Annotated in this window: 13 protein-coding genes; 10 read left to right on the top strand and 3 right to left on the bottom strand. The window is 57.9% G+C overall.

Annotated features, from left to right (window positions below; all coding sequences use genetic code 11):
- Nucleotides 1-27: 27 nt before the first annotated feature.
- From CTT34_RS04460 to CTT34_RS04450, 3 genes are all read left to right on the top strand, one after another.
- Nucleotides 28-1,293, top strand: a complete 1,266-nt coding sequence (locus tag CTT34_RS04460) for a nitrate regulatory protein (protein WP_159341364.1) — start codon at nt 28-30, stop codon at nt 1,291-1,293.
- Between the two features lie 74 nt (nt 1,294-1,367).
- The gene (locus tag CTT34_RS04455) at nt 1,368-2,054 is read left to right on the top strand and encodes an SDR family oxidoreductase (RefSeq protein WP_159341363.1); all 687 of its coding nucleotides are present in this window, start codon (nt 1,368-1,370) and stop codon (nt 2,052-2,054) included.
- 110 nt (nt 2,055-2,164) lie between these two features.
- Nucleotides 2,165-3,157, top strand: a complete 993-nt coding sequence (locus CTT34_RS04450; protein ID WP_159341362.1) for an LLM class flavin-dependent oxidoreductase — start codon at nt 2,165-2,167, stop codon at nt 3,155-3,157.
- A gap of 10 nt (nt 3,158-3,167) precedes the next feature.
- Here the strand turns inward: CTT34_RS04450 and CTT34_RS04445 are convergent, their stop codons facing one another.
- Nucleotides 3,168-3,800: a LysE family translocator gene (locus CTT34_RS04445; protein WP_159341361.1), complete on the bottom strand. Its 633-nt coding sequence runs from the start codon at nt 3,798-3,800 to the stop codon at nt 3,168-3,170.
- 109 nt (nt 3,801-3,909) lie between these two features.
- Here CTT34_RS04445 and CTT34_RS04440 point away from each other — a divergent pair, with 109 nt between their 5' ends.
- From CTT34_RS04440 to CTT34_RS04425, 4 genes are all read left to right on the top strand, one after another.
- Entirely contained in the window at nt 3,910-4,413 is a 504-nt protein-coding gene (locus tag CTT34_RS04440) for a GNAT family N-acetyltransferase (protein ID WP_159341360.1), read from the top strand.
- Nucleotides 4,414-4,755: 342 nt separating this feature from the next.
- Nucleotides 4,756-6,432, top strand: coding sequence for a methyl-accepting chemotaxis protein (locus tag CTT34_RS04435; RefSeq protein ID WP_159341359.1), 1,677 nt, complete (start codon nt 4,756-4,758; stop codon nt 6,430-6,432).
- A 214-nt stretch (nt 6,433-6,646) separates the two neighbouring features.
- Nucleotides 6,647-8,320, top strand: coding sequence for a methyl-accepting chemotaxis protein (locus tag CTT34_RS04430; protein ID WP_159341358.1), 1,674 nt, complete (start codon nt 6,647-6,649; stop codon nt 8,318-8,320).
- A 123-nt stretch (nt 8,321-8,443) separates the two neighbouring features.
- Complete coding sequence (locus CTT34_RS04425; RefSeq protein ID WP_159341357.1) at nt 8,444-10,099, top strand: sensor domain-containing diguanylate cyclase; 1,656 nt, start codon at nt 8,444-8,446, stop codon at nt 10,097-10,099.
- Here CTT34_RS04425 and CTT34_RS04420 read toward each other — a convergent pair.
- Nucleotides 10,077-10,643: a DUF1415 domain-containing protein gene (locus tag CTT34_RS04420; RefSeq protein WP_159341356.1), complete on the bottom strand. Its 567-nt coding sequence runs from the start codon at nt 10,641-10,643 to the stop codon at nt 10,077-10,079. The genes CTT34_RS04425 and CTT34_RS04420 overlap by 23 nt on opposite strands.
- A gap of 94 nt (nt 10,644-10,737) precedes the next feature.
- A complete protein-coding gene (locus tag CTT34_RS04415; protein ID WP_159341355.1) occupies nt 10,738-11,406 on the bottom strand; it encodes a GntR family transcriptional regulator in 669 nt (222 codons plus the stop codon).
- A gap of 192 nt (nt 11,407-11,598) precedes the next feature.
- On the opposite strand from CTT34_RS04415, the gene CTT34_RS04410 reads away from it, so the two are divergent.
- The 3 genes from CTT34_RS04410 to CTT34_RS04400 are packed head-to-tail and all read left to right on the top strand — an operon-like array spanning nt 11,599 to nt 14,331.
- Nucleotides 11,599-12,156 (top strand): chromate transporter, encoded by a 558-nt coding sequence (locus CTT34_RS04410; RefSeq protein WP_159341354.1) that lies wholly within the window; start codon nt 11,599-11,601, stop codon nt 12,154-12,156.
- Nucleotides 12,153-12,683 carry a chromate transporter gene (locus tag CTT34_RS04405; RefSeq protein ID WP_159341353.1) on the top strand — a complete coding sequence of 177 codons (531 nt, stop codon included), beginning with the start codon at nt 12,153-12,155 and terminating at the stop codon, nt 12,681-12,683. Before CTT34_RS04410 ends, CTT34_RS04405 begins: the two co-directional genes overlap by 4 nt.
- A 40-nt stretch (nt 12,684-12,723) precedes the next feature.
- On the top strand, nt 12,724-14,331 hold the full coding sequence (locus CTT34_RS04400) for a gamma-glutamyltransferase family protein (protein ID WP_159341352.1): 1,608 nt from the start codon (nt 12,724-12,726) through the stop codon (nt 14,329-14,331).
- Nucleotides 14,332-14,393: the final 62 nt, after the last annotated feature.

Genomic DNA, 14,393 nt, shown 5'->3' with positions numbered 1-14,393 from the left:
TTGGCGGCGAGTATTAAGGAAATCAACATGTCTTCTGCCCAACAGCTCCTCTTCACCGCCCTGCGCTGCGACATCGATAACCTCCACCATCTCGCCACGACCGCCGATATCGTGAGCGATATCAGTCAGTTCATTCATGTCCTGCAGCGCGAACGCGGTGCCTCGACGATTTATCTGGCGTCCAAGGGCAAACGTTTCAAGACCCGCCGAACGAGTTACGTGCAACATAGCCAAGCGGCCGAGGCCTCGATGCGCCTGCGCTTGGAAACGCTAAGCCAAGAAGCGCGGCCACAAGCCACCGCACGCTTGCTTCGCCGCATTGCCGCCGTTTGGCTGGCACTGGATGAACTCGACGCGCTGCGCCAAGCCATCGATACCTTTCATATCTCACCCGATGCGGCCACGCAGGCCTTCAATCACCTCATCAGCGGTTTATTGGCCATCGTCTTCGAAGCCGCCGATACCGCAGTCGATCCCGACATCACTCGCGCCCTGGTGGCGATTTTCCACTTGATGCAGGGGAAGGAGCTTGCTGGACAAGAGCGCGCTTGCGGCGCTTTTGGGTTCACCTTGGGCCACTTCGATAACGCCCACCGCACGCTGCTCAACCAGCTCGTCGAGGCGCAGCAGCGCTGCTTCGATACGTTTGCCGAATTTGCTACTCCAGAAGCACTGAGCGCTTGGCTGCAGTCGCTCTCACCCCGAACACTGGCCGGTATTTGCCAATTACGCGACATCGCTTGCCAGCGTTCGCACCATCAAACGGCCTCGGGCAATACGCTAGGGGAAACCTGGTATGAGCTGACCACCCTACGGATCGATACCATCAAGACGGTAGAAGACACGCTGAACACCCAGCTCACGGCTCTTTGCCACCATAAAATAGCTCACGCCCAGGCCGCTCTGGACCAGGCCAAGGCCACCCCCGACACGCCGCTTCCGGCCCCGTGTGAACAGCTTCTTGCCCTCACCCCGTCTCAGCCGCTGGGGGATTTGACCGCCAGCGCTCTCAATTCGCCCTTGAGCCGCTCGCTGCTGGAGTTGACGCACGCCCAATCGAGCCGGTTACAGGGGCTCAGCGACGAGCTGGAAAATACCCGCAAAGCGCTGCGCGAACGCAAGCTGATCGAACGGGCCAAAGGACTCATCATGGCCCACCAATCCATGAGCGAGGAGGAGGCATACCGCTTTCTGCGTAAAACCTCGATGGATCAAAGCAAAAGCATGGCCGATATGGCACGTTCGATCCTGGATCTCTCTGCCATGCTGCAACGTCGGCAAGAAAAACCCTAACGCGGAAGCGCGTTTGCAACCTCGTTGGGTTTTAGCCATGCTGAAACTTCCCCTATTTGCAAGGAGAGCCTAGGATGCATGATCGCGTACTGTTAATTACCGGCGCTTCCAGCGGTATTGGCGCTGCCACCGCTCGCGCAGCGGCCCGTGAAGGGTATCAACTGGTGCTGGCCGCGCGCTCTGCCGACAAGCTAACCTCCCTTGCCCAGGAGCTAGGCCCAGAGAACGTGCTGACGTGCGAGGTCGATGTCACCGACCTGAAGCAGCAGCAGGCCATGGTGGAACACGCCATCGAAACCTTTGGCCGAATCGACGCTGTCTTTGCCAATGCGGGCCGCGGCGGCTCGCCAGGCGGCTTTAGCAGCGCCGACCACGACGCTTGGCGAGAGATGATTTTGACCAACATCTACGGGGTTGGCCTGACCTTGCAAGCCTGCCTGCCGGAGTTGAAACGCCGCCAAGGGCACGTGCTGCTGACCGGCTCGGCAGCAGGCCGCACGACCATCCCTGGCTCCATGTACAGCGCCACCAAATGGGCGGTCACGGGCATTGGCTACAATCTACGCGAAGAGCTGCGCGGCACCGGCATGCGGGTGACGCTGATCGAACCCGGCATGGTCGACACGCCCTTCTTTGATGAACCACCCGAGTACGCTCTGCAAGATCGTGATATCGCCAATGCGGTGATTTACGCGCTCTCACAGCCGCCGCATGTGGATGTCAACGAGATCTTGGTACGCCCCACGCCCCCCAAAGCGTGACGTTCACGTGACGACGGCTTGCAATTGCTCGGAACTGCCCACATAAACGCAGCATTATGAAGCGTGCTAACGAATCACTGCACGCACCATGCACGTTTATCAGGTGATTTATGAGCCAACTTGCGAGCACCGCCCTCTCCGTTCTAGACCTTGCGCCCATTCGTCAAGGCGGCAGCGCGGGAGAAACGTTCCGTGACAGCGTATCCCTGGCCCAGCATGCGGAATCGTTGGGCTATCAGCGCTACTGGCTAGCCGAGCACCACAACATTGCCGGTATTGCCAGCGCCGCCACTTCGGTCTTGATAGGTCATGTGGCGGGCCAAACATCGTCCATCCGCGTGGGGAGCGGGGGCATTATGCTACCGAACCACCCACCGCTGGTGATTGCAGAGCAGTTTGGCACGCTGGAGACACTGTACCCAGGGCGCATCGACCTGGGCTTAGGGCGCGCCCCTGGTTCTGACGGTGCCACCATGCGAGCGATGCGCCGCCATGCCCATGCAGGCGTCGACGATTTTCCCGAGCGTTTAGAAGAGCTGCGCCGCTACCTTGGCGAAGAAGACCCACAGCAAACCGTCAAAGCGGTGCCCGGCCAGGGCACGCACGTGCCCATTTGGCTGCTGGGTTCTAGCGGCTACAGCGCCCAGCTCGCCGCCAAACTGGGCCTTCCCTTCGCGTTTGCCGCCCAGTTCGCCCCCGGCTATCTGTTCGAGGCTCTGCGCCTCTATCGGGATAACTTTCGCCCGTCCGAGCATTTAGACGCGCCTTATGCCATGGTCGGCTTGCCGGTCATGGCGGCTGAAAGCGACGAAATGGCGCACTACCTGGCCACCACCGCGCAGCAAAAATTCTTGAATTTGATCCGCGGTAAACCAACTCAGTCACTGCCCCCCGTAGACGCACTGGATTGGTCGCCCATGGAGCGCGCTCAGGTAGAACAGTTTTTGGGCGCGGCCATCATCGGTGGCCCTGAAACGGTCAAAGCACAGCTAGAGGCGTTTCAAGAACGTACGGGGGCGAACGAGCTGATGATCAATAGCGATTTCTACAGTCACGCGGACCGCCTGCGTAGCTATGAAATCGTGGCTCAGGTGGCCCGTTAAGCCGCGTGTCTCACCCTTTGGCGACCAGAAAGGCACCCGCAGCCATCATCAATGAACCGGCTGTACGATTGGTGCCTTTCTGGGCGCGCTCGGACTGGAAGAAGCGCCGCGCAGACGAGGCAAACGACGCGACCAACATCAACCCCATCATTAGCCCGAGCAACGTCAAACCGACCACGAGGATCATATCGCTACGCTCGAGCACGGTCAGGTCGATGAAGGTCGGTAAGAAAGCGATGTAGAACAGGATGACTTTGGGGTTGGACGCTGAAATGAGAAAGCCCTGAAGAAAGCTCTTCGCGCTATCCCGACGCCAAGCACCGCTACTGGCTGGGAAGGCCTCCAATGTCTGCGCCGTGACTTCGGCCGTCCACATTTTCCACCCTAGGTAAAAGAGGTAGGCGGCACCGGCGTAGCGTAGCAGCGTGAAGGCGCCTCCCCAGTTCTCCGCCAAGGCAGCCAGCCCGTAGAACGCGAGCAGTAGGTAGATCACATCGCTGACCGTCATGCCTAGGGCCAGCGGTAAACAGGGCCGCGCGCCCGCTGACATTCCTTTGGCCAGCAGAGCAAAAATACCCGGCCCGGGCGTCACGGCGAAGACAAAGATCGCCAAAAAGTAGGTCAGTGCGCTCTCAACGGTCATGGCCGTGTCCTCTCGCGGTCCAGTGGTTCACTGATCAACGTACCAGCGGCACAGATCTCTCCTCGATTGTGCTAACGTCGCTCATGACGACATCAACGGAAGAAACCTCATGTCCAACCTTCAATTTTCCCCGATGACAGCCAACGAGTTCGCGCTCTTCTGGCCTACGTTTCAGGCCATTGTAGCCGCCCAGGAAACCTACGCGATAGATCCAGAGATTCGTCAAGAGGAGGCTTTCGCGTTTTGGTGCCAAACGCCGCTCCTAAGCATGGCCGTCAAAGATGAGCATGACGAGCTACTGGGCAGCTACTACTTGAAAGCCAACGCCGCAGGCCCCGGCCGCCATGTGTGCAACTGTGGCTACATGGTCACCCCCAACGCGCGGGGCAAAGGCGTCGCCAGGGCCATGTGCGAACACTCTCAGCGGGAAGCGTTGGCGCTGGGTTTTAAGGCCATGCAGTTCAACGCCGTCGTCGCCAGCAATCAGGTGGCCGTCGCGTTATGGCAACGCTTGGGCTTCGAGATCGTCGGCACGGTACCTAACGCCTATCGGCACGCCTCCTTGGGGTTTGTGGATACCCATGTCATGTACAAAGCGCTGACCGCCCATTAAGCGTTCTTCCTGCCCACGGCAGCATGGCCCCGCTTATGCTGCCATTCAACGCTGCAAAAAATAACATTGTCTCTAGTGATTAACCCTGACTTTCGCACGCTATCGTGACGATACATAAACATCACACGGCTGCCGCTGAGGGGCGTGTGGCGATACGTTATGTCGTCTTAATTCACTTAATGAAACAATGGTCGTTTGATTTTCGATAAATTAATGAAAACAATCGTTTAAAACAAGATATCTAAATAAAAACAACCTCTGCGTGCCCATAAGATTTCACTGCTATCTTTTAAATCCCACGTTAACACTACGTCAGGTGTTGGGATCATAAAGGGAACGGACATGCAAAAAATATCAGTAAAAACCCTGATAGCGGGCGCACTCGTCGTGCTTTTAATCATGCTGATGGGCGTAGGGCTCCTTGGCTATTTGGGCGAACGCAAGGCGGCTACCTATCTAGAAGACGTCAATAATATCAGCGCACTGCAATCGAGTTCGGCGGCTAGGGCAGAGACCAACCTCATGGAAATGCGGGTTCGCTTAGAGCGTCTGTCTCAGCATTACCAAAATGGGTTGATGGCCAACGTCGACGATGCACTGACCTCTGCAAAAGAGAGCCTCGCCGTATCGGACGCTAGAATCGAAGCGATGAATAGCGTTCCCACTGGCCCTGACGACGAGCGCTTCTCCTACCTCTCCACGATCAATGACACCTATAACGCTGCAGCGACAAGCGAACTTAGGTCGATGCTTGCCAGTGCGGATATCGAAGGATTGATCGACTATAAAGAAACCATCAATCCCGCTTTTTTAGCCTTTGGTCAGGCGGTGGGCGACTTTAACCGCTTTGCGCTGGACTATGGCAATACCCGAACGGCAGAGACTCTGCGCGATAGCCAAGTTCTAGGTATAACGGTCGGCTTTTTGGTCGTGCTAGCCCTCGTGCTCTATATCACGATGCAAGCAACGATTAACAAATATCTGCTCACCCCTTTACAGCGCGCCGTCAACATTTGCGAAAACATCGCTAAAGGCGATCTCACCAGCACGATTGAAGATCGTGGCAGTAATGAGATAGGCCGCCTTTACGCAGCAATGGATGATATGCAGGATCGACTCGAAGAGATGATCAGCACGCTCAATCAAAGCAGTGAAGCCGTGGCCAGTAGCTCCAAGCAGATCGCTGGTGGCAGCCAGGACTTAGCATCGCGAACGGAACAGCAAGCCGCCGCACTGCAGCAAACCGCAGCCAGCATGGATGAAATCTCTTCGATCGTCCGTCAGAACTCGGATACCGCCGAGCAGGCCGAACGGCTCACGAAAGCGGCCGCCAAGAAAGCCACCAGCGGTAAGCAGGCTTCCGAGCACACCAGCCAGCTAATGCGTGAGCTCGAAGAAACCTCCCACAAAGTGCACGACATCATTCAAGTCATCGACTCGATTGCTTTCCAAACCAACATTCTCGCGCTGAACGCCTCGGTGGAAGCCGCTAGGGCGGGCGAGCACGGACGCGGCTTTGCCGTGGTCGCCAGTGAAGTGCGCTCGCTAGCCACCAAAACGTCTACGTCTTCCAAAGAGATTCGTGAGTTGATCGAGGACATTTCACAGCGTATTGCGCAAGGGGCCGAACAAACCACGCGTAATGGCCAAAGCATGGCGGACATCAACGCATCGATCGTACAAGTGACGGAAATGATGCAGGAGCTAGCGCTGGCCGCGAAGGAGCAGGACTCCGGTATCAGCCAGGTCAGTACGGCGGTGTCTCAAATGGACGCGGCGACACAAGAGAACGTCTCGCTCGTCGAAGAAACCAGTACGGCGTCTGCCTCGTTGCAGGACGAAGCCGGCCGCCTGGCCGAACTCGTGAACGAGTTCAAATTGAAGCGTCTTGCGCACACCCTGCGCGACAGCCAAATCCCGCTTGCCGTGCAGCAAACGTTCAAAACGTCTTACGCCTCGCCGCTGGCGGCGGCCGCTCCTTCCCGGGTCGCCGCCACGCCAGAGTGGGAAGCGTTTTAACCCATTGCGTCGATGGCAAAAAGGGCCAGCTTGCTGGCCCTTTTGTATGGCAAGCACAGATGTCACTTGCTTAGAACCACACCTTTGCAAATAAGTGTGAAAAAAGCGATCCACACCTCTCAATATCACTCTCATTGTGTCGATAATGTACAAGCGAGGCTCCCCTCCTCGCCAAGCATACCCCCTACTTTTCCCGCCTATGAGAGTAATCAACATGCGAAATTTATCTGTCAAACATACGTTGGCAGCCGTACAAGGGTTAATGCTGATTGCCCTGCTGGCCATCGCAGCGACAGGTATCATGTCCAAATTGAGTGTGATGGAGAGCTTGCGCGAACTCGATGAGGTAGCCGCCCAGCAAGTGGCGTCGATCAATCGTGCAGAAGTCAATTTAATGGAGCTGCGCTTACGCTTGGCCCGCTATACCGCTTACGTAGAAAGTGGTGACAATGCCTCGGCACAGGAAGCGCTTGAACTCGCACGCGCAGCGCTGGAGCGTGCGGATGCACGCTTTGCCGAGTTCACCGCCATTGAGGTACCGCCCACCGCCGCACGCGCACCGCTAATTGCTACCATCGACCGTTATTATCCGCAGATGATCAACGACGCCTTTCGTAGCGACTTAGCCGCCGCCAACTACTCGGGCCTCGTGCGTCATCGCGAACGTTTCAATGAGGAGTTCAGCGCACTGACTGACGCGATTCGTGCGTTCAATACCCGCGCTCAAGCCCTTGCAGCCGAGAACATCGCTCACGCTGAGCAGAGCCATACCGTCACCCTGATCGTTAGCGGCGTGCTGATCGCATTGGCGCTTCTGTTATCCCTGGGTGTTCAACTGGGGATCAATCGTATCATCGTCCGTCCGCTACAGCGCGCGGTGGAGCTGTGTGAGCATATTGCCAAAGGCGATTTGACCAGCCAGATCGAATCTCGTGGAAAAAACGAAATTGGCCGACTCTACAGCGCCATGCACGACATGCAGGGCAAGCTGCAAACCATGGTAGGCACGCTTTCGCAAAGCAGCACCGCTGTTGCGGCGAGTTCTCGCCAAATTGCCGGCGGCAGCCAGGATCTCGCCTCACGTACCGAACAGCAGGCAGCCGCACTGCAACAAACCGCTGCCAGCATGGATGAGATTTCCTCCATCGTTCGTCAAAACGCCGACACTGCTGCTCAGGCCGAGCGCCTGACACAGGATGCTTCCAGAAAAGCGGCTCACGGCAAGCAGGAGTCGGAGCAAACCAGCGTGCTGATGCGCGAACTGGAGGCCAGCTCGCAGAAAGTCAACGAGATCATTCAGGTCATCGACTCCATCGCCTTCCAGACCAATATTTTGGCGTTGAACGCCTCGGTGGAAGCTGCACGCGCGGGGGAACACGGCCGTGGTTTCGCCGTCGTAGCGAGTGAGGTGCGCTCGCTGGCAACGAAAACCTCCAACTCCTCGAAAGAGATTCGTACGATGATCGAGGATATCGCCAGCCGTATCGCGCAAGGGGCCGATCAGGCGCTGAAAAATGGCGAAAGCATGGATGACATCAACCAAGCCATCGTACGCGTCAACGATATGATGCAAGAACTGGCGCTGGCAGCGAAGGAGCAGGAGTCCGGCATTAGCCAAATCAGCACCGCGATTGCCGAGATGGATTCCGCCACCCAGGAGAACGTCTCTTTGGTAGAGGAGACCAGCACCGCATCGGCTTCGCTGCAAGACGAAGCGTCTCGACTGGCAGACCTGGTCGCCGCGTTCCGGCTCAACGGCACCAGCCGCCACGCGGCGCTTGCTCAACCCGCTTCTGCGCCCGCCCAGCGTTTACACGCTCCCTCGCCAAGCAAGAGCGTAACGCAGCGCCAGCGCCCCACCGCTGAGCCCGAGTGGGAAGAGTTTTAACTAAGCCTTATGGCCGCGTGGGTGATCCCCATGCCCACGCGGCCTCCGTTGACCCCGCCGATTCGTGCCATAACAAAAATTACGCTAGGGTCTTCTCATTACCACAACGTGCTTGGCCCACCCATGCCTAACCACTCGTCCCTTTTGAGGCGTGTTTCTCTACGCACACGCATCATTGGCCTCATCACCTCGTTAGTGGTCGCCATTACGCTACTGCTGAGTTGGGTCGCTTCCCGGGAAGCGGCCATTCAGCTCGAGGCGAATATTGGCTATAGCAGTGCCGATACCGCTTACCAAATGGTGGATAAGCTCAACCGCAGCATGGATGCGCGGATCAAAGAAGTGCGCCTGCTGCTGGGTATTCAAGAGTTTGCCGACCGCACCGATCGCTTCTCGGTACGCGCCCAGCTCGAACACCTGCAGCGCAACTATGACGTGCTTTCCTGGATTGGCGTGACGGATGCCACTGGCCTGGTCGTCGCCTCTACCGGAGGAGTTCTCGAAGGGACGTCGATTGCTCAGCGGCCCGTGTTTATCGAGGGACGGCAAGCACTGTGGGTGGGCGACGTGCATGATGCCGTCATGCTGGCCCAGCTACTTCCCAACCCCACTGGCGAGCCCGTTCAATTCGTCGATATCGCCGCGCCCCTTTACGACCAACGCGGCACCTTTACCGGCGTGTTGGGCGTACACCTGAGCTGGGAGTGGGCAACGCAGGTGAAGAACTCCATGTTTTCCCCACAGCTTCGCGCACAGCAAACGGAACTACTCCTGCTCTCTTCTCAAGGCAGGGTCATTCTCGGGCCGGAGGAGCTCATCGGTGAATCGCTGGCGTTCCTGGAGAACGCTTCTGATAGCCCCATGCCTGCGTGGTCCATCGAAACCTGGCCAGACGGACAGCGCTATGTCACGGGCGTAGCCCGAAGCCAAGGATTTGGAGACTTTCCAGGTTTGGGCTGGGTCGCCGTGAGCCGACAGCCCGTGACCAACGCTTTTGCGCCCGTCGAGCAGCTTTACGAGCTCATATTAGGAACGGGGCTGCTGGTGGCGCTGATGTTTTCCATCATTGGCTGGCTCGTCGCGTCCCGTTTGGTCGCACCGCTGACGCGCCTTGCCCGGGCGGCCGACAACATTCAAGCGGCCACCCACCGCGGCGTCATCACCCTGGAAACCGGCTCTCCCGAGCTGAAGCGGCTATCGACCTCCATGCGCGACATGGTGGAGCGCTTGATCGACCAGCGCCAGACCATTAGCCGTTTGGAAGATTTGGCCAATACCGATCCGTTGACCGGGTTGCCTAACCGCGCCTTTCTAACCCAGTACCTACAGCACACGCTGCCTGACGCACATCGCCAGCAGCAGAGTGTGATCGTCCTGCTATTCGACTTGGATGGCTTCAAACGGGTCAATGATGAACTTGGTCATCACGCGGGGGATTTGTTGCTGATCGAAATCACTCAGCGCCTCAAGTCAACGCTACGCAGCGGCGATGTGGTAGCCCGTTTAGGAGGCGATGAGTTCGTGATGATTCTCAAAAGCACCGCCGAGCACAGCGCCTATCTTGCAACGGACGTGGGTCAGCGGCTGCTACAACGTATCGCAACGCCCGTTCTGCTGCCCGGCGGACACCGAGCGCAAGTCGGCTGCAGCTTGGGCGCCGCATGGTGGCCTCAGCATGGCCACGATATCGAGCAGGTCATCCAACTAGCCGATATCGCGCTCTATCAAGCCAAAAACAAAGGAAAACACCGACTGGTCATTTATGGGGAAGCGCATTGAAACATGCCTGCCGCTGCGCTTCGGCGGCGACGCTGCCAAGGGCGCTCAGATAAGCGATATTCCGCTCGGGAATGGCGGCCGTGTCCCCATAAAACGCGATGGCTTTCTCGACACTGGCCTCGCGCAGCACGTGCAACATGGCATGGGGTGAACGGTTCGAGTAGTTGGCAGCATCATCGGGGTCAGCATCGTCGAAACAGTAGTCGGGATGAAACGTGGCTAGCTGATATACCCCTTCGTAACCCAGCTCAACTAGCAGGTTGTCAGCCATGTCGACGTAATCCAGGTAATGATCGAAGCTCTTGAACAGCGTCGGGAAGACGATCAGCGTGGTTTCGGTGTCAGGATGCTCATCGAGCCACGCAAGCTCCGCCGCCAGCTCTTCGAGCGCCACCTGTAACTTTTTGGAACGCACGACTTCCACACGGATCGTGTCGTTCTCCAACTCCCGCTTGGCGAAAGGGCAAATGTCGTGCCCTACGATAAATTGGCGCACCCACGCGAGTGTCTGTTCCACGACTTGCTGATCGGCTTCTTGCGTCATACCCACTCCCACGGTGGCCTTCTTTCCTGCGTTCATTCAAGTGGCGAGTGCCACGCGCTGGCCCCCAGTGTACAGGGATCCCCTGGCAAATACGTCAGGCGTGCTGCTGGTAACGAGCCAACGCGACTTCGTAAGATTTGTGGATATGGTCATCCATCAGTGCCCGTGCAGCGGTGGCGTCGCGCTGAAGCGCCAGTTCGACCAATTCGTGGTGCTGTTCATCCAGCTCTTGGCGGATGGTGGGCATCTTTGGCCCTAAACGCCGATAGCGGTCGAACTGGTCGTGCAACTGCTCAATAAACCGTAATAACCACACCGAACCACAAGGTGCTACGAGCGTGCGGTGAAACTGAGTGTGCAGCCGTTCCCACTCCTCGCCTTTATCCAAGGTAATGTCGGCGCGCTTGAGTCGATGCGCTGCCGCCAGCAAATCGGCTTCCCATACGGCATCGCCGTGGGCAATGGCCCGCTCTAACGCCATGCCCTCCAACTCGGTGCGCAGCCGGGCAATGTCATCGAGCTCTTCGCGGGAGAGCTTGGGTACCCTGAACCCGCGCTGATTCTCCTGCACCAGCAGCCCATACGCCGCCAGCTTGTTCAGCGCCTCACGGAGCGGACTGAGGCCGACTTGGTACTGCTCTTTCAGCGCGTTGATGGCGAGTTTCTCACCCGCTTTGAAGCGACCGCCGACCAAGTCCCGACGCAGCACATCATAAATAGGGCTTGAGGCGCTGCTAGTGGGAAGCTGCATATGCTTGTTCATTCCGGAGTCCTTTTGCATACCTTTGCCAGGGATCGGTTAACGAAAAACCCATGGTGACGTGTTGACGCCTCTTGCGGGGCTCACCTATATTCTATTTTAGACAAAATAATCGATTTTTTAATCTACAAACGATAAAAAGGGCACTCTTTTTATGTTGCTGACCCCATGGCCTCCTCTTCAGGCGTTAACCCCATGAAGCAAACCGCACTCTTTTGGGCATTTTTCCGCGTCGGCATTTTCGGCTTTGGCGGCGGCCCTGCCATGATACCGCTGGTCCGCGCGGAAGTCGTGACACGCCACCAGTGGCTCACGGATGAAGAGTTTGCCGACGTGCTCGCCATTGGCAACACCCTACCCGGCCCCATTGCCACCAAAATGCCCGGCTACATCGGTTATCGTGTGGCAGGCACCAGCGGCTGCGTTGCTGCGGTCATCGCCGTCATTTTGCCGATGATCGTTGCCATGATTGTGATGCTAGGCATTTTTAGCCGCTACCGCGACGTGGGTTGGATACGCGGCATGGGGCAAGCGGTCGTTCCCGTGGTCATGGTCATGATGGCTCAGCTTACCTGGGACTTCTTCGATAAATCCAAAGCCGCCCTGGGCTGGCTTGTCAGCATCGTTATGGCGGTCATCGCTGGTGGCGTGATTTATTGGCTCGGCGTTCACCCCGGCTGGGTGATTGGGGCCATTCTGCTCGCCGCACTGCTGCGCCCTTCCGGTAAAAAACGCGCGGAGGGTGCCGCATGATTTATTGGGATCTCTTTTTAGCGTTTTTCATTCCTAACATCATTGGCTACGGCGGTGGTCCCGCCATCATTCCGCTGATCGAGGCGGAAGTGGTAGGCCGCTACGGCTGGATGACCTCGCAGGGTTTTGCTGAAACCTTGGCGCTCGGCAATGCGCTCCCGAGCCCGATCGCCACCAAAATGGCGGGCTATGTGGGCTACGAGGTCGCCGGCATTGGTGGGGCGTTCGTTGCCGTGGCTGCCACGGTGGTCCCTTCCCTGCTGCTCATGCTTGGCGCACTCGGGCTTCTCTATCGCCACCGCGACTCCCCGCGCGTCAAGCGCATGAGCCAGTGGGTACGCCCCGTCATTGCCATGATGATGGCGTGGCTTACCCTCGGTTTTTTCACGGAAAGTTTGGCGGCAAGCGGCCTTCTCCACACGCTGATTATCGGTATCGTGGCCGCAATTGCGCTTGTGCGTTTCAACACCCATCCCGCTTTTGTCGTTATCGGCGCCTTGGTTTATGGAGGGCTTTTGTTAGGCTGATAACCTCTCTTAGCGCCCTCCTTCACGAGAAAGGACTCCCATGCATAACAACGCTCTCTATTACCCCAGTGCCTCACGTCGTATGGCCACTTTCGGCAAACGCGGTATGGTGGCCACCTCTCAGCCGCTCGCCGCCCAGGTAGGTATCACTATTTTGCAGCAAGGCGGCAATGCCATTGATGCGGCGATTGCCACCGCCGCTGCGCTCACTGTGGTAGAGCCTACCTCCAACGGTATTGGCAGCGACGCCTTCGCGATTGTATGGGTCAATGGAAAGCTACATGGCCTCAACGCCAGCGGCCCTGCTCCGCAGGCGGCCACCATTGAAGCTTTGAAAGCGCTTGGCCATGACGCTATGCCTAACCACGGCATGCTGCCTGTTACCGTGCCTGGCGCGCCTGCGGCCTGGGCGGCGCTCTCTGAGCGCTTTGGTAAACTGCCCTTTGCGGAACTGCTAGCGCCTGCCATCGCGCTGGCAGAAGAGGGCTTTGCGGTAACGCCGGTGATTCACCAAATGTGGGAAGAGGCCTTCCATCACTACGCGACCTACCCCGACGCGGCCTTCCAACCCTGGTTTGATACCTTTGCCCCTAAAGGCCGGGCACCGCGCCCTGGCGAGTTATGGTCCGCCCCTGACCACGCGAAAAGCTTAGCCGCGATTGCCGCGACAAAAGCCGACGCGTTTTATCGCGGTGAACTGGCTGAGGCCATCGATACGTTCTCCCGCGAGCATGGCGGCCTCATCCGTAAAGAGGATTTGGCCGTTTACCAGCCCGAGTGGGTCGACCCGATTAGCGTGCGCTACCAAGGCCATGATATTTGGGAAATTCCACCGAACGGCAGCGGTATGATCGTGCTGCAAGCACTCGGCATGCTGGAACGGTTAGACCCGTGCCCAGGCGATGCCGTTGAAACCCTACACCGACGGATTGAAGCCACGAAGTTGGCCTATATGGATGGCTTCAAGCACATCACCGAACGCAGCGCGATGGCCCCCACCACCGAGCAAATGCTAGATGATGCCTACCTCACCGCACGCGCTGCGCTAATCGGTGATCAGGCCGTTGACCCGGCGCACGGCAACCCGTTGCAAGGCGGCACCGTCTACCTAGCCACGGCTGACGACGAAGGCAATATGGTGTCGTTTATCCAAAGTAACTTTAAAGGCTTTGGTTCCGGCATGGTGGTTCCCGGCACCGGGATTAGCCTGCAAAACCGCGGCTGGTCGTTCTCGCTAGACCCTGAGCATGCAAATGCTCTGGCACCCGGCAAGCGCACCTATCACACCATCATTCCCGGGTTTATCACTAAAGATAATCAAGCCGTTGGGCCGTTTGGCGTCATGGGCGGCTATATGCAGCCTCAGGGCCAAGTTCAGGTGGTCACCGCCATGATTGAGGATCAGTTAAACCCACAGGCCGCGCTGGATATGCCCCGTTGGAAATGGACCACCGGCAGAACCGTGGAAGTGGAAGCCGACTTCCCCAACCATTTAGCGCTGGCCCTCGCTCGGCGCGGACACAAGATTGTTAAGGTGGCGGATTCGATTAGCTTTGGCCGTGGTCAAATTATTCTACGCGACTCTGAGAGCGGCGTGCTGCAAGGCGGTACTGAACCGCGCACCGATGGGGCCGTGCTGCCGCTGTAGCGCTTTTCACACCATCACCTGCTGCCCTCTTAGGGGCAGCAGGCTGGCTATCAACGCCAAAG

Origin of the sequence: Halomonas meridiana, assembly GCF_009846525.1 — a bacterium.
Classification (GTDB): Bacteria; Pseudomonadota; Gammaproteobacteria; order Pseudomonadales; family Halomonadaceae; genus Vreelandella.
Note: the sequence above shows the minus strand (reverse complement) of the source record. Positions and strands in the feature narration are given on the sequence as shown.